We start from the raw sequence: 19,192 nt of genomic DNA, 5'->3' as shown, positions 1-19,192 counted from the left end.
AAATGGAAAGTCGAATTTCTTTTCAAAAATAAAACTTTTAAGGGATAATTAAGGTCTACTTGGTTTAATCTTTTTGTAAACTTTAAATATTACATACATTACCACAATAACAAGAATAAAACCTATAATTGGTACAAATACAGACAAAATTGACATTACTACTGATGTACCTGTTTCTACAGTTGATACTACAGGATTAGCAAAACCAGCTGTGGATACTGTTGAGGTTAACCGTGTTGCTCCTGCTGTACTTTTTATGGCTGCAGCAGTTCCTCCACCAGCAATAATTGCTAAAGCCCAAGTTATTACTGGACTTAAATCGGCTACTGTTGATACCATAACTGCTGTTCCTGCTACAGTTGCCAACGGAATTGCGATAGAGTCTAACAAATTATCTACATAAGGAATGTAATACGCAGTAATTTCTACCAAAGTTGCAACACCCAATGTAATTACTGCTGCTAAACTACCTATCCATTGCCACGACTCATTGAGTTCCCAAAGATTAAAATAAGCTGCTAAGCTAAGTACAAATAAGGGTACAAACACTCTAAAACCAACTGATGCGGCAAGCCCAATCCCTAAGAAAATACTAATAATTGTTTCTACTGTCATTTAGTGTTTTTATATTGATAAAAGCATAAAGCTTGCCAAACTTAATTTTGAAAAAATTCGTCCTTAAAGCCAATAAGATACAACTTTTCTTTGGCTCTTGTAACAGCTGTATACAACCAACGTAAATACTCTTTATCTATTCCGTTTGGAAGATAAGGTTGCTCCACAAATATTGTATTCCATTGTCCTCCTTGAGATTTATGACAGGTAATAGCATAGGAGAATTTAACCTGTAATGCATTAAAATGTTTGTTTCCTTTAATCTTTAAAAACTTTCGGTAGTTAGAGGTTTCGTTTTCATAGTCTTTTTGAACTTCTTGATATAATCTATTAGAATCTTCATAAGGTAACGAAGGTGACTCAGCATCAATAGTATCTAACAGTAAAACCGTTTCAAAAGGTCGCATTTTTGGGTAATCAACCATTTTTACTTTTACTTCGGCAAAACGAAATCCGTATAATTCTTGAATATTGAAAATTTCCAAAACTTGAATAATGTCACCATTTGCGATAAATCCTGCTTCACTAGTAGGTTTAATCCAAAAGTAATTGTTCTTAACAACCATTAAAAAATCACCAGTTGTTAATTCATTTTCATTAAATAAAATTCTACTTCTTATTTGCTGATTATAAAGATTTGCACGCTTATTACTTCTAACTATAATTGCAGTTTCTTCATGACCATTAGCAGTGTATGAATCATTGATAGCATCCATAATTTCATGTCCATCAACAAGTCTTACAATATCTTTATAGTTTCCTAAATTAAATGTAAAACTCTCATAAAAGCCATCTTGCAACACTTCTCTTAGTTGTGTAGCATTGTCAAGTATTCCTGAATCTTGTTCTTGTCTTACAACTTCGTCCAATTCAATTGAAGTCACTTTTTTATTGTAGTTTAAATCTAACTGTTCGCCATCTAAAGCAGGGCTTAATTCTGATTTTACAGGAGGCAACTGTGCTTTGTCTCCTATAAGTAGTAGCTTACACTTATGTCCTGAATACACATATTGCATTAAATCGTCTAGCAGCGAGCCATTTTCAAATAGTTTAGAATCTGCAGGAGCATCAGGAATCATAGAAGCTTCATCCACAATAAAAATAGTGTTGCGATGTTTATTAGGCTGCATTACAAACTTAACACCTCCTGCTTTATCCTTTTTAGGGAAATATATCTTTTTATGAATAGTAAAGGCTTCTTTGCCTGAATAATTTGAAATCACCTTTGCTGCTCTACCTGTTGGAGCCATCAACACAGCACTTTTTTTAGTTTGCCAAAGGTTAGACACTAAAGTTCCAATAATGCTAGTTTTACCTGTTCCTGCAAAACCTTTTAGTAAGTAAAGAGCATTAGGAGTATCGTCAAAAACAAACTCAGAAAGCTGTAATAAGACAATTTCTTGCTTACTAGTTGGTTGAAAAGGGAATTTTTGTTTTAAAAGTTTATAAAATTCTGAAGCAGTCATTTTTTTATTTAAGAGTGGCAATATAATACTTATATAACATAGCCTTAAAACATTAATACTAAATTTAAGACTTAATTATGTGAAACAATTTTTATATCTTTCTTTTTTTTAGTCTAATTTTATTTGCATTGGTTTTTGTGAATAAAAAAAAATTGTAGATTTGCGTATCACCTTTAATAAAAAATAAAAATAACTAACTATGTTAACAATAATTATTGCTGCTATAATTGTTATTCTTCTTACGATAGGAATCGTATGGTTGATTGATAAATTTGTACCTAAAAAATTAAAACCTGTAATCAACATTGTACTTTGGGCTGTAATTGCTTATCTAGCCTACTCTACATTTATGTCTGTTTACGGAGAGATTCAATTCAATCAACTAAAAGAAAAACGCTATGCGGTTGTTATTGAAAAACTAAAAGATATTAGAGATGCTGAGTTAGCTCACAGAACTGTAACTGGAAAATTCACTGATAACTTTGATGATTTAGTGAAGTTTATTGACACTGCTCAATATACTATTACTCAACGTAGAGATTCTACTGTTATTGATGAAGAATTAACAAGACGTTATGGTGGAGTAGAAACTACCAAGGATATTGTTATCATTGACACTTTAGGTTTTGTTCCTGTAAAAGATTCACTTTTTGGAGCTGATACAAGATATAAAACAATGATGAACGTACCAGTTGGTCAAGAAGGCGCTAAGTTTGAACTTAAAGCAGGAATGTTGGACGAAATTCCAGTATTTGAAGCTAAAGTTGACAAATCAGTAATTTTATTTGATCAAGATAAAAACTTGGTTAAGAAAGAAAAGCAAGTTATTTCTGTTGATGGTGTAAATGGACCATCTCTGAAAGTAGGTTCAATGGACGAAGTAAAAACCATTGGAAACTGGCCAATTAACTATTCAAAAGAGCAATAATCGTTTGAACCAAAATAACATCAAAGAATTGTCCATTCAAATTAGTTTGAGTGGACTTTCTTTTTGTATACTAAACAGAACTTCAAATACTATTGAGCTTTTACAGCATCAAGACTTCAATAAAAAGCTAACACCTTTTGATGTTTTAGAGCGACTTAAAACGCAATTAGAACATAATTCTGATTTTAATTACGCTTTTAAATCTGTATTGATTATCTATCAAAACGAACTTTCTACTTTAGTTCCTAAAGCATTATTTAATGAAGATAATTGTGCAGACTATTTAAAGTTCAATGCCAAAATACTTAAAACCGATTTTATTTCGCATGAAGTTATAGCTGTTAATGACAGTGTAAATGTATATGTGCCATTGGTTAATATTAACAATTATATTTTTGAGAAATTTGGTGCTTTTGAGTACAAGCATTCATCAACCCTATTAATTGATACATTGCTTCAAAAAACCACACAAGAAGGTGCCTCTTATTATATAAATGTTTGTCAAAATCATTTTGAAATTATTGTAGTTGAAAATGGTAAACTACTACTCTACAATACCTTTGAGTATAAGACAAAAGAAGATTTCATATACTTTGTACTTTTTACAGTAGAGCAATTAAAATCTGACCCTGAAACTTTACAACTCTATTTTAGCGGACAAATTACTGAAGACTCTGAACTCTATACAATTGCATATACTTACATTAGGCATATTCAATTTATAGATCCAAAACATACTTTTAAATTTGCTGCTCAAAGCAAACCAAACCATAATTACAATCACTTTATAATTTTAAACAGTTTTAGTTAATGCGAATTATATCTGGAAAATTTAAAGGAAGACGAATTTCAGCTCCCAAAAAGCTACCTGTACGTCCAACTACAGATATGGCAAAGGAGTCGTTGTTTAACATACTTAACAATCATTATTACTTTGACGAAGTTTCAGTACTAGACTTGTTTTCTGGAACAGGAAATATAAGCTATGAATTTGCCTCAAGAGGCACTGAGCGCATTACTGCTGTTGATGAAAATTTTGGCTGTATTAAATTTATTAATGAAACTGCTGATGCTTTTGAAATGAACATCACTACCATAAAAAGTGATGTGTTTAAGTTTTTAGAAAAAAACGTTCAAAAGTTTACTATCATTTTTGCAGATCCACCTTATGATTTTCCTGTTGAAGAATTTGCTAAAATTCCGCAGTTAGTATTTCAAAACCAACAATTAGAGACTGATGGTTTGTTGGTGGTTGAGCATTCAAAACATACTAATTTATCACAAATGGAACACTACAGTTATTCTAAAAGTTATGGTGGTAACACATTTAGTTTTTTCGAAATTCTATCAGACGAAGAAGAATAAAAAAACAAAGCCTTTTGACATTTCAAAAGGCTTGTTTATATAAGTAAATTTATAAGCCGAATTCTGTTACTAACAATGATAATCATGTTAGTATCCCTATCATTTATCTGAGTGTACTGTTACCAACACACTTTAGCTGCCTACCCTCCAACAATCGAGCGTGCAGCCCTCAAACGTTGGTATACATGGCATTGCACCACATAGAGTTTACCTGATTTCACTACAGCATAACCTGTACATTCTTTCTGTTGCACTTTTCCTAACCTCACGGTTGGTGGCTGTTAACCACTATGTTTGCACTATGGTGTTCGGACTTTCCTCCACCTTGACTTTACATCAAGACAGCGATAAGGCAATTTACTTGCAGGCAAAAGTACACAAATTGTTAATAACTACTCTTAAATTCTGAATACAGGATTTAAATTTTTGAATTGAATTTTTAACTTTGTTAAACAAATGTCATTTCGAGTGTTTCGATTCTTGAATCGAAATGTATCGAGAAACTTTTTAAAACATAATTTACTTGTTTTCGATACAATTTTCTATCGAAAATCACTCAAACTGACGTAAATTCAATGGAACACTTTGTAGTATCAGCACGAAAATATAGACCACAAACCTTTAAGGATGTTGTGGGACAGTCTGCTATTACAAACACTTTACTTAATGCCATTGAAAACAATCACTTAGCGCAAGCCTTATTATTTACAGGACCTAGAGGTGTTGGTAAAACCACATGTGCTCGTATTTTGGCTAAGATGATTAATAGTGATGGTACTGAAACTGAAGAAGAAGACTTTGCTTTTAATATTTTTGAACTAGATGCAGCTTCAAATAACTCGGTTGATGATATTAGAAATCTTACCGATCAGGTTCGTATACCACCACAAGTAGGAAAATATAAAGTATACATTATTGATGAGGTACACATGTTATCTCAAGCGGCATTTAATGCGTTTCTTAAAACACTAGAAGAGCCACCAAAACACTGTATCTTTATACTAGCAACTACTGAAAAACACAAAATAATACCTACAATACTTTCGCGTTGTCAAATTTTTGATTTTAAACGCATTACTGTTAGAGATGCTAAAGATTACTTAAAGTACATCGCTGAAGAACAAGGTATAAGTGCTGAAGATGATGCATTACATATTATTGCTCAAAAAGCTGATGGAGCAATGCGTGATGCCTTATCTATTTTTGACCGAGTAGTAAGTTTTTCTGGTAAAAATCTAACCAGACAAGCAGTTACTGAAAACTTAAACGTATTGGATTATGAAACGTACTTTGAAAGTACCAACTTAATCCTAGACAATAATATACCTGAATTATTAATTCAATTTAATGCTACTCTTGCCAAAGGTTTTGATGGTCATCATTACATTGCTGGTTTAGCTTCTCATTTTAGAGATTTACTTGTTTGTAAAAATCCAGAAACTTTAAGTTTACTTGAGGTTGGTGAAGACACTACCCAAAAGTATATGGACCAATCTAAAAGAGCGTCGCAAGAGTTTCTGCTAAAAGGTATTGAGTTAGCCAACGACTGTGATTTAAAGTATAAAAACAGTAAAAACCAACGTTTACTTGTTGAACTTTGTTTAATGCAATTGGCCTCTATCACTTTTGATGGAGAAAAAAAAAATAGCAGTCGGTTCATAATACCTGCTTCTTATTTTAAAGCTAAAGGCATTACTCCTGTTCCTGTTCAAAAGGAAAAACCTACTCAACAAGCAACAATTCCTGAGCCACAACAACAGCCAAAGCAAGAAAAACCTGTTACTAGCGTTAAAGAAGAAACGGTTACAACTTACGAGCCTCCAAAGCCAAAAATTGCTTTAAAACGAGATGCAACTACAACTTCTGGCTTATCGCTAAAAAGTATACGCGCTAAAAAAGAACATCAAATTCGTCAAATGGAAGTTGTTATTGACGAAAATGATTTGCCAAGAGAAGCATTTACCGAAGAAGAATTCATTTCGGTTTGGAACGATTATATCAAAACACTTCATACCAAAGGCGAAAAGATCATGGCTTCCATACTAGAAATGGACACGCCTAAATTAAATGAAACCAGCATTGAATTAGAATTCCCTAATGAAACATTAAAACTAGAGTTAGAAAAAGCGCAATATCCTTTAATGGAATACATGCGCAGAACTCTAAAAAACTACGATTTAAAGCTTGAGATTTCAGTAAATGAAGAAGTGGCAAAACAGTATGTATTTACTGCAAAAGATAAATTTGAAAAGCTTAAAGAAAAAAACCCTAATATAGAATTGCTGAAGACCACCTTTGGCTTAGACCTATAAACCATGAAATATTATTATCTATTTGCTGTCCTATTATGCGTTGCTTTTTCTAGTTGTGATGGCAGAAAAAGTCATAAGGAGTCGTTGGAAGAGTCTGTATCAAAATTCAAATTAAAAGATTCCAATCTTGACATTATAACTTATTATCCTAAGCAATATACTGAAGTAGCTACTGATACAATTTTATCTAACACATTTCAAATTAAGATAAAAAACTACTCACTCATGGATAACAACGTTATTATAACTACATCAAGCCAAGAGAACAGAAATAAAATTGAATACCACAGAGTTTTTGAGTCAGAAATTGTAGTTTTTAATAAGTCTGAAAAAATACTTGAAACCACTATAAATGCTGAGATTTTCAAGCATCAATCAACTATTAATTCTTTTTGGGATAACGCAACATTGGAGCATGTTTGGGTTAATCAAGAATCATCTAATGATGATACGGTTAATTTAGAAATTTCATTCATCAACCCAAAAAACAAAGCTCGTAAACTATACCAAATGTCTATTGATAAATTTGGTAAGTACAATACATTTTTAAGAGACGAACACATATAGATATGCTAGGACTAAAACTACCTACAGATCCACGTTGGGTAAACATTGTTGAAAAAAATATAGAAGAAATTCTTACTGATCATGCGTACTGTGAGCAAAAAGCGGCAAGTACAGCAATTTCATTAATAGTGAGTTTTCCTGAGTATACCGATTTGGTTCAGGAAATGATAGCTTTGGTCAAAGAAGAAATAAGCCATTTTAAAATGGTACACGATAAAATTCTTGAACGAGGTTGGACACTTGGTAGAGACCGAAAAGACGAGTATGTTATTGACCTTGTTAAGTTCTTCCCTAAAGGAGGAAGCAGAACTACACAATTAGTACATAGATTACTTTATGCAGCTTTAATAGAAGCTAGAAGTTGCGAACGTTTTAGGCTACTTTCTGAAGAATTGGAAGATAAAGAATTAGCAGAGTTTTACCGAAAACTTATGGTAAGCGAAGCAAACCACTACACTATGTTTTTAGGTTTTGCAAGACAATATGGTGATCGAAAAGAAGTTGACCAAAAGTGGCAACAACTACTTGATTACGAAGCAGATTTGATGAAAAATTTAAGTAAGAACGAAACTATACATGGTTAATTTTGTATTTTAGATTACTATCTAAATACAACATCTCCATGAAACATCTCTACTTATTTTTTACCTTTCTTTTTTGTGTATCTGCAAATGCCCAAAATGAAGACCTTTTAGGCGAATGGTATTTGTACAATATTAATCATAACAGTAATACCATTGCTAATATTTATAGTTATGTTACTTTAAACTTAACTGAAGACACAAATAATTCAAATTTTAATTTCAGTGCAATGTCTTCATGTAATCCAATTTTCTCTGGTGAATATGAAGTTACTTCAAGTGATATAACTATTTTTTCGGCTGATGTAGGTTTAGCTGATTGTTTCCCTAGCGAAGAATATGAAGGGGAATTTGAGGGCTATTATTTAGGTATCCTTTTAAATGGAGAATCTTATCCCAATGAATTATCCTGGTCTATAACAGGAAGCGGAAACGACGCTGTATTGACTCTAACAAAAGCTAATGGAAATTATTTAACTTTTAGCAGACAACAAATGCCAACAGATTTATTTGGTAATTGGTTTCTCCATTCATTAGAAGTAAATTCAACCTCTGTAGAAATACCAGAAAGTGCTACGCCTACACTTAATTTTGATAACATTCAAGGTCCAACAACTAATGGTTTTGAATTTGAAGGCGAATTGGCTTGTAATAGTTTTTCGGGAGAATTTAGTCATTCACCAAACAGTACGTTTGATATTCTTTATTATACCGAAACTTTAGGTATATGTTCAAGTCCAGAAGAAAATAACTTTGAAAGTTCTTATGCTTTGGCATTACCATCTTATGATATTGGAGGCAACTTTGAAACCGTCAATTATGAAATTACTGGCACAGGAAATAATCAAACACTAATTATAAACAACATTACTAATAACAGTGTTGCTGTTTATGGCAGACAAACACTATCTTATACTGAAAATGAAATAGTAAACTCAATACGTTTAAAAGAAAATCCTGTTAATGAAAACCTAAGTTTTTATAACTTAAATAATGAAAGTGAGTTATTCTTTACTATGTATTCAATACAAGGTAAAACTATTACATCACAAAACTTATTAGATGCTGAAATAAATGTTAATCATTTACCATCTGGTATTTATTTTATCACCATTTCAGACAAGCTGCATAATTCAAAAACACTAAAATTTATTAAATTATAAAGCACAAAAAAAAAGCTCTAGTAAAATCACTAGAGCTTTTTTTATATTTTGAATTAATAGCTTAAAATACCTTGTAGTTTAGTCCTATTTGGATTACACCTGTAGTTGCCTCAGGAACTAACTCTTCATCAAAAACATTTGAGAAACCGTAGTTATAACGTGCGTCTACATAAAAATCTCCTGAAAGTTTAAACTCTATAATTCCTACTCCAGAAAACACAAAGTTTTTAAATCCGTCATTATCCTTGTGTACTTTTACGCCTACTTGTGGACCAACACCAAATGCAACAGCATCATCAAACAGTTTATACTTTAAAAGCACAGGAACATTAATATAGTCGTTAGCAAAATCTTCATGATTTGCACCTTCAGGTGAAAACTGAATTTCTGGTGCTACACTAAGGCTAGCAGCTAATGGAATTTCGGCATAAACGCCAAACAAGAAACCGTTTCTGTGTTGATTTTCATTGATAGGACCATCTTTATAATCCATATTAGAAATAGTCAAACCTGCTCTTACTCCGTAACTAACAGATTGAGAACTATTGCTTTGAGAAAATCCTATGGTGGTGCATAACGCAAGAACTAAAGTAGTAATTAATGTCTTCATAATTTATAATGATTTGAGACGTCGAATATAAAATGAAAAATATGAATTACCCTTAATTATTAGATATGTAACAAGAAAATTAAGACGAAATGCTTATTTTTCTAATTTAATGCTACTTACAGTTTTATAGTACATACTTTTTATTATTCCGTCGGAAAGTCCAATTTTAGGAACATAAATGTCTTTGGCTCCACTCCATTTCATAGCTGATAAATAAATGCGTGTTGCAGGAATAATTACGTCAGCTCTATCTTGATTTAAGTCTAGCTCTGTAATTCGTTCTTCGTAAGAGTAAGTTTGTAATTTATTGTAGTAACTAGTTAAATAAAAGTAAGTTAAAGGTTTACCAAGTGCTTTTCCTGAAATCTTGAAAATTTTATTGATGTTACCTCCAGAGCCTATTAAATCTATTTTATCATAACTCTTGGTTTGTTCCTTAATCCATAATTCTAACTCATTCCAAGTTTCATTGGTAACAATATCATTAAGTAATCGTACTGTACCTATTTTAAAGGACTTAGAAACAATTTTTTCTCCATTATAAATTACAGAAAACTCTGTACTACCACCACCAACATCAACATACAAATAGGTTTTACTAGGGTCTATATAGCTATCAAGATCAGTAGCTGCAATTATTGTTGCTTCCTCTTCTCCATCAATAATATCTATGTCAATTTTAGCTTTTTCAGAAATGAGTTTTGATATTTCTTTTCCGTTTGAAGCTTCTCGCATCGCAGAAGTAGCACAAGCTTTATAGCTAACCACTTTATGCGATTTCATTATCAGCTTAAAGGCAGTCATGGTGTCCAACATACGTTGTTCGTTTTCTTTAGATATTTTTCCTTTTACAAAAACATCTGCTCCCAAACGGATAGGAACACGAACTAATGAGTTTTTTTTAAACCTAGTCGACTTTCCTTTTTGTTCTATAATATTTGAGATTAATAAACGAACCGCATTTGAACCTATATCAATTGCAGCGTATTTTTTTATGGTTAACATTAACTTTCTAACTTTTTTAAATAATAATCATAAGTAGCAAATTGGGTTCTAACTTTTGGTAGATTATTACGCTTATATCTATTATTTTGATTTTTGTTCAAAATACGAGATTTTACATTATCACTCCAACAAATATCAAAAATATCTAACAGTTCTTGTTTGATATCTTCATCATAAATTGGACAGGTTACTTCTACTCTATTTTCAATATTACGTGTCATCCAATCTGCTGAAGAAATATACACTTTTTCGTCATTATCATTACAGAATATATACAACCTAGTATGCTCTAAAAATTTGTCGATGATACTAATAACTTCAATATTCTCGCTCATACCTTCTACTCCAGGAATTAAGCAACATAAGCCTCTCACAATCATTTGAATTTTTACTCCTGCTCTACTCGCTTCATAAAGTTTATCAACCATTGCATAGCTAGAAATACTATTGAGCTTTAGCTTTATGTAAGCAGGTTTACCCTGTTTTACATTTTCTATTTCCTTGTCAATGAGTTTAAAGAGTTTAGCTTTGGTATAATGTGGTGACGTTATAATGTGTTTATAGCGATAGATTCTATAATTTATCTCAAAGAAATTAAACACTTTATTAAGGTCTTTTAATATTTTTTGGTTGCAAGTAAAGAGTGTAAAATCAGTATAAATTTTAGCTGTTGACTCGTTAAAGTTCCCAGTACTTATAAATCCGTAACGCTTTAGTTTTGTACCTTCTTCTCTTTCAATCACACACATTTTACTATGTACTTTTAAACCAGAAACACCAAACAAAAGGTTAACACCTTCATCTTGCATTTGCTCAGCATAATCAATATTTGCTTGCTCATCAAATCGTGCTTGTAATTCAATTGAAACGGTTACTTTTTTTCCATTTTTGGCTGCATTAATTAATGAACTTGCAACGTGGGATATTTGAGCTAATCTATATATAGTGATTTTTATGGTTTTTACCTTTGGATCTAAAGCTGCTTCTCTAAGGAATTTAACCACATAAGAAAAAGTATGATAAGGCGTGTAAAGCAAATAGTCTTTTTTTGCAATTGTATTAAAAATACTTTCCTCTAAACTTAAACCTTTTACTGGCAATGCTTTTATCTTGTCATACAACAAATCTGTTCTGCCTAAACTAGGGAAACCCATGTAGTCTCTCCTATTATGGTAACGACCTCCAGGTATAACACTATCATTTGAATCGATACCCATTTTAGCCATTAAATACCCTAAGGTTTCCTTGTCAATGGTTTTATCATAAACAAACCTAACAGGTTCTCCAACTTGTCTATGCTTAACACTATCAGAAATTTTCTCAATAAAACTTTTACTTAAATCACTGTCAAAATCTAATTCACCATCTCTAGTGATTTTAATCATGTGAGCTGTAATACTTTTATAATCGAAAATGTTAAAAATATCATTTAAACAATACCTTAGTAAATCATCTAATATTATGATATAGTCTTTATTATCCTTTTTGGGTAAAACAACAAACCTATCCATTGATCTTGGTATTTCAATTAAGGCAAATTGCTTTTCATTATTTTCAAGATTCATTCTTACAGCTAAATAGGCTGCACTATCCTTTAAAATAGGTAAATCTACTAGGTCATTGAGTATTATTGTTACTAGTGCTGGACTAACATTTTGGATAAAATAATTCTTAATAAAATCGTGTTGAGAATCGTCAATTTGTGACTCATTAATGATATAAATACCTTCATCTTCGAGGTTTTTTTGAATATCATTAAGTATTCCTAAACTTTCACTTTGCTGTTTAATAACAACTTGTGTAATTTTTTCTAATAACTCACTAGCCTTAATACCTCCTAACTCACTCTTACCTGCTTTTCCTGCCTCGTCAATTCGTTTAACAGTTGCATATCTTACTTTAAAAAACTCATCTAGATTATTAGAGAAAATCCCTAAAAAACGAAGTCGTTCTATTAAAGGAACTGATTTGTCTGCCGCTTCTTGTAGAACTCTAGCATTAAATTGTAACCAGCTTAATTCTCTATTGATGTAACTGTTTTTATCTTTGGTCATTAAGTTTCTATTTAGTTAAGCACAAATATATTCTATTTAGAAAATATAAGCGCTGTTGGTAGATTTAATAAATTGTAAACCTATTTAAAGATTTATAAATATTTCTCATCTAAATGAATTAGTATAAAATATTTGTTTTATGATTTTAATTCCTTGGGAAATAGCAACATATCAGTATGTCCTTTATTAATTTTTGACCATTGGTCAGTATCAAAATCAATTTTTGCTAATCCACAAGTTGGCAAGTTGCCAATAAATTGATCTCCAAGTTCATTTACCAATGTAGTAAATGCATGGTTATGTCCAAATACCATAATACAACTATGGGTGTCATCAACCGATTTTATAAAATCCATAACCATTTGACCTCCAAAATCATATAAATTACTGTCTATAACTAGCCTATTTTCATCAATATTTAGAGTTTTAAGAAATATCTTACAAGTTGTTAAGGCCCTATTTGCAGGGCTTGAAAAGACCATATCTGGTCGTATTTTATAGCTTTTAAAGTGGTTTGAAATCAAATTAGCATCATTTAAACCTCTAGAGTTCAATGGTCTATCAATGTCGCTTACATCGTACTCCCACGACGATTTTGCGTGTCTTATAAATAATATCTGTTTCATTTAAATATCGATTAAATGCGTTTTTTTTCGATAAAGTGTTGCATAATTCCGTTTTAACGATTATTTTCGTCCCTTTAACATTTATTTTTGTGCAACATCTTTTTATTAAGTTGATTTGCTCTTGTAAAATTAATGTAAATGACCCCAAATCAAAAACATATTAATCAATCCATTCGTACCGCAATATTTTGCGATACACTTCCCTCTAAACATAATTTAAGAATTTTAACTAGTATTCAATGTAATTGGAATGACTATTTAAGTTAATATATGCAATAATATTTGCACACTTTGGGATGCTCTAATTTTATTATAGCAGCTCAAATATAAATTTAGAAAAATCTAATTAAAGAAATTATGAATATTAAAATTAATCCTTTGGTAATAGCATTGTTCACTTTGTGCACAATTATTTCTACTAAAACTTCAGCTCAGGGGAATGACGTAAAGTTGTTTAACAATGATGTCCAATCTAATACCAGATCAAAAGGCTTACCTGACAACGATGCACAAATGCTTAAAAAGTTAGTGTATAAAAAAGTTGAAACTGCTTACTTATCGAATAATGAGTCAAAACCAATTATGCTAAATACAGAACGTGTAGTTGTTGATGTTGCTTCTTTGAATACAATTAACAGAAAGCCATCTAACATGGTCAAAGTTCTTGTTATAAAAGTGCTTAATCAAAATGACCTAAGTAAAACTATTGACTACGATGCATTTTCTGTTTTTCCTAACCTAGAGTGCATATATATAAGTTGTGAAGTTGAAGCTTCTCAACCACAAATAATAAGAATGATTAAAAAAAGAGAAGATATTAAATACCCTCCAACTTTTTTAGGTATTAATATTCCTATTTAATGATATAACGCTATTATCAAATTACAAAGAATAAAACTCAGGCAAAAATGAAAAACTATACTATAAAACCTGTTATCTTCAATAAAAAAGCTCTAAGCATGTTCATGCTTATTTTTGCTATTGTAGGTTCGTCATTTGCTCAAGTACAAGTGCCTTTTACGCAACGTACATCGCAATACACGCCAAGTAAAGTTATTTATAACGTAAAAGGTGATTTTACCCTTATAGGAAATTCAAACTTAACGTTAGACTCATACAATGTTAACTATAATAATAGTAACAGAACTATGGAGTTCGTTGACGTTGATAACGACTCTTCTACTGAAAATTCATCTTCTGCAACGTTAACCTTTTCAACAGAAAATGGTGCTAACCCAGACTGTTCCAATATTATTTATGCAGGTTTATATTGGACTGGTAGAGGTGATGATGATGATTTAACTAATTTACAAAAACGTACAATTAAGCTAAAAGGACCTAACGACTCTAGCTACCAAACACTTGTAGCTAATCAAAACGATATTAGATTTCCTGGAGACAATGGCATGTATGCAGGTTATATAGAAGTAACTGACCAAGTTAGAGCTAACGGACTTGGTGAATACTTTGTTGCTGATATAGCTGTTTCTGAAGGTAATGGAGGTAGCACAGGATATTATGGTGGTTGGGGAATGATTGTAGTTTATGAAAACTCAAAAATGAACTGGAGAGATGTAACTGTTTTTGATGGTTATGCTTACGTTCAAGGAAACACTACAACAAATTATGAGCTACCTGTATCAGGATTTAATGCTGTTCAATCTGGTCCAGTAAATATTAAATTAGGTTTAATGGCTGGTGAAGGTGATAGAGGTATTTCTGGCGATTATTTTGAAATTATTGAAGCCGATGAAGTTAACAACCCAAACCCTAACAATAATGATTGGGTAGATTTAAGTCACTCTGGTAATAGTACAAGTAACTTTTTTAACTCCTCTATTCAAACAGGTGGAAATGCAAGAAATCCTAATCTAGTAAACAACACAGGTTTGGATATTAGCATGTTTGATTTAGATAACTCGGATAAATCTTTAATAGATAACAGTCAAACATCAACTAAATTTAGATATGGATCTACTCAAGATACCTATATCATTTTTAGTATGGCCATGTCTGTTGATGCTTACATCCCTGAATCTGAAGGAGTTTTATCAAATACTACAATTAACGGAAGTGCTCCAACTCCAGGTATGCAAGTATTACCAGGAGATGAAATTGAATATAAAGTTGAAATTAAAAATAAAGGTACAGAGCCTATTCTTGATGCAAGATTGGTAATACCGATTCCTTTTACATCAGAATTTATACCTGGAAGTATTGTAAACAACGCTTATTTACCAGCATTTGCAGCAGGAACTCCGTATTATGATCCAAATGAAGGGGCTACTGGTTCTATTGTTTGGGATATCAACTTTTTACCTTTATTCCCTGCTGACATCGATCTCCTATTAGCTGATTTATCTTTTAAACTCAAAGCAACCGAAGACTGTTCGGTACTTGTAAATGCCAATTGTGAGCCAAAAATTGTAATTCTTGGTGGTTATATTAGTGGTACAGGTATGATTTCAGGAACAGATTATTCTCTTCCTTTAATACAAGGTTATCAACAAGAAGGAAATTGTCAAGGAGAACCAAATACTGATCCAATTGAAATTAATATTGACGCTCAAGATTATATCAATGATAATTGTACAGGTGTTACAGTAGAAAGAGATTTCTTCTATTGTAGTTTTGAAGGAAATTCAATACCTGTTTCTGAAATTGAAGCTGAATTCCCTCCTGGATCTAGATTTTATGATTCTTACCCTGTAACTGGTTCAACAACTGAATATACTAGTACAAATCCGTTCCCTGCAACATTAGGAACTACAACTTACTATGCTATTCCTCCAGGAGACCCAAGTTGTCATTATATATTTACAATTGCAACTAGCAGTGTAACAACAACGCCTTCGGCTAATGATGAAGTATATTGTTTAAATGAAACAGCTACTCCACTTACAGCTCAAACTACTGACCCTAATTATATATTATTATTTTACCCAGATAATAATCCTAATACTGTAGGTCAAACGTCATTAATACCAGATACAAGTATAGCAGGTACATTTACCTACTACGTTTCTGAAGGTCCTAATGAAATGTGTGTAAACAGTGAAAGAACTCCTTTAACTGTTACAGTATACAATGCTATTTCAATAACATTAGAAGAGTTAGTTCATAGCTCATGTAGCGATAGTAATGATGGTAGTATTAATATTTCTGTTAGTGGCGGAACCGGAAACTATACTTATGATTGGGACAACAACGGATCTGAAGACCCTGATACTGACTCACAAGACTTAACCAATTTAGATAATGGAACTTATACTGTAATTGTTAGTGATGAAAACTCTAACTGTTCAGCTACTGCTACTTTTAATGTAAATTTAATAGATACTACAGCTCCAACCATTTCAGCTCCAGACGATATAGTTGTTGAAGGTTGTTCTACAAGTGATATTCAAAATGGTAATCTTACTGCTTTACCTTTTAGTTCTAGTACTGCAACTATAACTGAAGCTCAATTCTTAGCTGAAGGTGGAACTTTTACAGAAGACAATGTTGACTCTATCACTTATATAGATGTTGCAACAGGCTCTTGCCCAATAAAAGTTAGTAGAACTTATACTATTACAGATATTTGTGGTCAACAAGCAACTGATGTTCAAGTTATAGACATCAATGATACTACTGATCCTGTGCTTACTATTCCTGCTACTGCTAATGTAGAGTGTGGTAACAGCATAGATCCTTCTCAAACTGGTAACGCAACTGCTACTGATTCTTGTGGATCGGTAACAGTAACTTATTCTGATAGTGTTGCAGCTGGTTCTTGTGGTAATACTCAAACTATTACTAGAACTTGGACTGCTACTGATTCTTGTGGTAACGATGTATCTCAAGATCAAATCATAAACGTAATTGATACTACTGATCCTGTGCTTACTATTCCTGCTACTGCTAATGTAGAGTGTGGTGACAGCATAGATCCTTCACAAACTGGTAACGCAACTGCTACTGATTCTTGTGGATCGGTAACTGTAACTTATTCTGATAGTGTTGCAGCTGGTTCTTGTGGTAATACTCAAACTATTACTAGAACTTGGACTGCTACTGATTCTTGTGGTAACGATGTATCGCAAGATCAAATCATAAACGTAATTGACACTACTGATCCTGTGCTTACTGTTCCTGCTACTGCTAATGTAGAGTGTGGTGACAGCATAGATCCTTCTCAAACTGGTAACGCAACTGCTACTGATTCTTGTGGATCGGTAACAGTAACTTATTCTGATAGTGTTGCAGCTGGTTCTTGTGGTAATACTCAAACTATTACTAGAACTTGGACTGCTACTGACGATTGTGGTAACGATGTATCTCAAGATCAAATCATAAACGTAATTGATACTACTGATCCTGTGCTTACTATTCCTGCTACTGCTAATGTAGAGTGTGGTGACAGCATAGATCCTTCACAAACTGGTAACGCAACTGCTACTGATTCTTGTGGATCGGTAACTGTAACTTATTCTGATAGTGTTGCAGCTGGTTCTTGTGGTAATACTCAAACTATTACTAGAACTTGGACTGCTACTGACGATTGTGGTAACGATGTATCGCAAGATCAAATCATAAACGTAATTGACACTACTGATCCTGTGCTTACTGTTCCTGCTACTGCTAATGTAGAGTGTGGTGACAGCATAGATCCTTCTCAAACTGGTAACGCAACTGCTACTGATTCTTGTGGATCAGTAACAGTAACTTACTCTGATAGTGTTGCAGCTGGTTCTTGTGGTAATACTCAAACTATTACTAGAACTTGGACTGCTACTGATTCTTGTGGTAACGATGTATCTCAAGATCAAATCATAAACGTAATTGATACTACTGATCCTGTGATTACTGTTCCTGCTACTGCTAATGTAGAGTGTGGTGACAGCATAGATCCTTCTCAAACTGGTAACGCAACTGCTACTGATTCTTGTGGATCAGTAACTGTAACTTACTCTGATAGTGTTGCAGCTGGTTCTTGTGGTAACACTCAAACTATTACTAGAACTTGGACTGCTACTGACGATTGTGGTAACGATATATCTCAAGATCAAATCATAAACGTAATTGATACTACTGATCCTGTGATTACTGTTCCTGCTACTACTAATGTAGAGTGTGGTGACAGCATAGATCCTTCTCAAACTGGTAACGCAACTGCTACTGATTCTTGTGGATCGGTAACAGTAACTTATTCTGATAGTGTTGCAGCTGGTTCTTGTGGTAATACTCAAACTATTACTAGAACTTGGACTGCTACTGACGATTGTGGTAACGATGTATCGCAAGATCAAATCATAAACGTAATTGATACTACTGATCCTGTGCTTACTGTTCCTGCTACTGCTAATGTAGAGTGTGGTGACAGCATAGATCCTTCTCAAACTGGTAACGCAACTGCTACTGATTCTTGTGGATCGGTAACCGTAACTTATTCTGATAGTGTTGCAGCTGGTTCTTGTGGTAATACTCAAACTATTACTAGAACTTGGACTGCTACTGACGATTGTGGTAACGATGTATCGCAAGATCAAATCATAAACGTAATTGATACTACTGATCCTGTGCTTACTGTTCCTGCTACTGCTAATGTAGAGTGTGGTGACAGCATAGATCCTTCTCAAACTGGTAACGCAACTGCTACTGATTCTTGTGGATCGGTAACCGTAACTTATTCTGATAGTGTTGCTGCTGGTTCTTGTGGTAATACTCAAACTATTACTAGAACTTGGACTGCTACTGATTCTTGTGGTAACGATGTATCGCAAGATCAAATCATAAACGTAATTGATACTACTGATCCTGTGATTACTGTTCCTGCTACTGCTAATGTAGAGTGTGGTGACAGCATAGATCCTTCTCAAACTGGTAACGCAACTGCTACTGATTCTTGTGGATCGGTA

The 19,192-nt window shown here is 32.7% G+C and carries 15 protein-coding genes and 1 other RNA gene; 9 read left to right on the top strand and 7 right to left on the bottom strand.

Going from position 1 to position 19,192, the window contains the following annotated elements:
- Window positions 1–48 precede the first annotated feature (48 nt).
- Both OD803_RS14140 and OD803_RS14135 read right to left on the bottom strand, forming a co-directional pair.
- The gene (locus tag OD803_RS14140; protein ID WP_134201371.1) at window positions 49–615 is read right to left on the bottom strand and encodes a DUF4126 domain-containing protein; all 567 of its coding nucleotides are present in this window, start codon (window positions 613–615) and stop codon (window positions 49–51) included.
- 41 nt (window positions 616–656) lie between these two features.
- Window positions 657–2,081, bottom strand: a complete 1,425-nt coding sequence (locus tag OD803_RS14135; protein ID WP_262733993.1) for an ATP-dependent DNA helicase — start codon at window positions 2,079–2,081, stop codon at window positions 657–659.
- A 199-nt stretch (window positions 2,082–2,280) separates the two neighbouring features.
- Between OD803_RS14135 and OD803_RS14130 the strand changes: the two genes are divergently transcribed.
- The 3 genes from OD803_RS14130 to rsmD are packed head-to-tail and all read left to right on the top strand — an operon-like array spanning window position 2,281 to window position 4,374.
- Complete coding sequence (locus OD803_RS14130) at window positions 2,281–3,009, top strand: hypothetical protein (protein ID WP_238155778.1); 729 nt, start codon at window positions 2,281–2,283, stop codon at window positions 3,007–3,009.
- A complete protein-coding gene (locus tag OD803_RS14125) occupies window positions 2,972–3,820 on the top strand; it encodes a DUF3822 family protein (RefSeq protein ID WP_262733991.1) in 849 nt (282 codons plus the stop codon). Before OD803_RS14130 ends, OD803_RS14125 begins: the two co-directional genes overlap by 38 nt.
- A complete protein-coding gene (gene rsmD, locus OD803_RS14120; protein ID WP_262733990.1) occupies window positions 3,820–4,374 on the top strand; it encodes a 16S rRNA (guanine(966)-N(2))-methyltransferase RsmD in 555 nt (184 codons plus the stop codon). The genes OD803_RS14125 and rsmD overlap by 1 nt, the downstream gene beginning before the upstream one ends.
- A 36-nt stretch (window positions 4,375–4,410) precedes the next feature.
- On the opposite strand, the gene rnpB is transcribed toward rsmD, so the two are convergent.
- Window positions 4,411–4,738, bottom strand: an RNA gene (gene rnpB / locus OD803_RS14115) — RNase P RNA component class A.
- 211 nt (window positions 4,739–4,949) lie between these two features.
- Between rnpB and OD803_RS14110 the strand changes: the two genes are divergently transcribed.
- The 4 genes from OD803_RS14110 to OD803_RS14095 are packed head-to-tail and all read left to right on the top strand — an operon-like array spanning window position 4,950 to window position 8,997.
- Entirely contained in the window at window positions 4,950–6,686 is a 1,737-nt protein-coding gene (locus OD803_RS14110) for a DNA polymerase III subunit gamma/tau (RefSeq protein ID WP_262733989.1), read from the top strand.
- A gap of 3 nt (window positions 6,687–6,689) precedes the next feature.
- Window positions 6,690–7,253: a hypothetical protein gene (locus OD803_RS14105; protein ID WP_134201377.1), complete on the top strand. Its 564-nt coding sequence runs from the start codon at window positions 6,690–6,692 to the stop codon at window positions 7,251–7,253.
- A gap of 2 nt (window positions 7,254–7,255) precedes the next feature.
- The gene (locus OD803_RS14100; RefSeq protein ID WP_129761806.1) at window positions 7,256–7,837 is read left to right on the top strand and encodes a tRNA-(ms[2]io[6]A)-hydroxylase; all 582 of its coding nucleotides are present in this window, start codon (window positions 7,256–7,258) and stop codon (window positions 7,835–7,837) included.
- Window positions 7,838–7,875: 38 nt separating this feature from the next.
- Entirely contained in the window at window positions 7,876–8,997 is a 1,122-nt protein-coding gene (locus OD803_RS14095) for a T9SS type A sorting domain-containing protein (protein WP_262733987.1), read from the top strand.
- A 61-nt stretch (window positions 8,998–9,058) separates the two neighbouring features.
- On the opposite strand, the gene OD803_RS14090 is transcribed toward OD803_RS14095, so the two are convergent.
- The 4 genes from OD803_RS14090 to OD803_RS14075 all read right to left on the bottom strand — a co-directional run bounded on the left by OD803_RS14090 (window position 9,059) and on the right by OD803_RS14075 (window position 13,292).
- Window positions 9,059–9,607: a porin family protein gene (locus OD803_RS14090; protein WP_134201381.1), complete on the bottom strand. Its 549-nt coding sequence runs from the start codon at window positions 9,605–9,607 to the stop codon at window positions 9,059–9,061.
- A 93-nt stretch (window positions 9,608–9,700) separates the two neighbouring features.
- Window positions 9,701–10,612, bottom strand: coding sequence for a Ppx/GppA phosphatase family protein (locus OD803_RS14085; RefSeq protein WP_129761803.1), 912 nt, complete (start codon window positions 10,610–10,612; stop codon window positions 9,701–9,703).
- Complete coding sequence (gene ppk1 / locus OD803_RS14080) at window positions 10,612–12,666, bottom strand: polyphosphate kinase 1 (protein WP_129761802.1); 2,055 nt, start codon at window positions 12,664–12,666, stop codon at window positions 10,612–10,614. Before ppk1 ends, OD803_RS14085 begins: the two co-directional genes overlap by 1 nt.
- Before the next feature lie 137 nt (window positions 12,667–12,803).
- Complete coding sequence (locus OD803_RS14075) at window positions 12,804–13,292, bottom strand: SixA phosphatase family protein (RefSeq protein WP_262733985.1); 489 nt, start codon at window positions 13,290–13,292, stop codon at window positions 12,804–12,806.
- 357 nt (window positions 13,293–13,649) lie between these two features.
- Between OD803_RS14075 and OD803_RS14070 the strand changes: the two genes are divergently transcribed.
- Together OD803_RS14070 and OD803_RS14065 are read left to right on the top strand one after the other, a co-directional pair.
- Window positions 13,650–14,153 carry a hypothetical protein gene (locus tag OD803_RS14070; RefSeq protein ID WP_262733983.1) on the top strand — a complete coding sequence of 168 codons (504 nt, stop codon included), beginning with the start codon at window positions 13,650–13,652 and terminating at the stop codon, window positions 14,151–14,153.
- 47 nt (window positions 14,154–14,200) lie between these two features.
- On the top strand, window positions 14,201–19,192 hold a 4,992-nt coding region (locus OD803_RS14065), incomplete at its 3' end, for a SprB repeat-containing protein (RefSeq protein ID WP_262733982.1).

This window comes from Gaetbulibacter sp. NE (assembly GCF_025548475.1).
Taxonomy (GTDB): Bacteria; Bacteroidota; Bacteroidia; order Flavobacteriales; family Flavobacteriaceae; genus Gaetbulibacter_B; species Gaetbulibacter_B jejuensis.
This window is presented reverse-complemented; position numbering and strand designations above follow the sequence as displayed.

What these genes read in the sequence shown, in the direction of transcription:
- OD803_RS14140 (WP_134201371.1), bottom strand. Translation starts at nt 615, where the DNA reads ATGACAGTAGAAACAATTATTAGTATTTTCTTAGGGATTGGGCTTGCC.
- OD803_RS14135 (WP_262733993.1), bottom strand. Translation starts at nt 2,081, where the DNA reads ATGACTGCTTCAGAATTTTATAAACTTTTAAAACAAAAATTCCCTTTT.
- OD803_RS14130 (WP_238155778.1), top strand. Translation starts at nt 2,281, where the DNA reads ATGTTAACAATAATTATTGCTGCTATAATTGTTATTCTTCTTACGATA.
- rsmD (WP_262733990.1), top strand. Translation starts at nt 3,820, where the DNA reads ATGCGAATTATATCTGGAAAATTTAAAGGAAGACGAATTTCAGCTCCC.
- OD803_RS14110 (WP_262733989.1), top strand. Translation starts at nt 4,950, where the DNA reads ATGGAACACTTTGTAGTATCAGCACGAAAATATAGACCACAAACCTTT.
- OD803_RS14105 (WP_134201377.1), top strand. Translation starts at nt 6,690, where the DNA reads ATGAAATATTATTATCTATTTGCTGTCCTATTATGCGTTGCTTTTTCT.
- OD803_RS14100 (WP_129761806.1), top strand. Translation starts at nt 7,256, where the DNA reads ATGCTAGGACTAAAACTACCTACAGATCCACGTTGGGTAAACATTGTT.
- OD803_RS14095 (WP_262733987.1), top strand. Translation starts at nt 7,876, where the DNA reads ATGAAACATCTCTACTTATTTTTTACCTTTCTTTTTTGTGTATCTGCA.
- OD803_RS14090 (WP_134201381.1), bottom strand. Translation starts at nt 9,607, where the DNA reads ATGAAGACATTAATTACTACTTTAGTTCTTGCGTTATGCACCACCATA.
- OD803_RS14085 (WP_129761803.1), bottom strand. Translation starts at nt 10,612, where the DNA reads ATGTTAACCATAAAAAAATACGCTGCAATTGATATAGGTTCAAATGCG.
- ppk1 (WP_129761802.1), bottom strand. Translation starts at nt 12,666, where the DNA reads ATGACCAAAGATAAAAACAGTTACATCAATAGAGAATTAAGCTGGTTA.
- OD803_RS14075 (WP_262733985.1), bottom strand. Translation starts at nt 13,292, where the DNA reads ATGAAACAGATATTATTTATAAGACACGCAAAATCGTCGTGGGAGTAC.
- OD803_RS14070 (WP_262733983.1), top strand. Translation starts at nt 13,650, where the DNA reads ATGAATATTAAAATTAATCCTTTGGTAATAGCATTGTTCACTTTGTGC.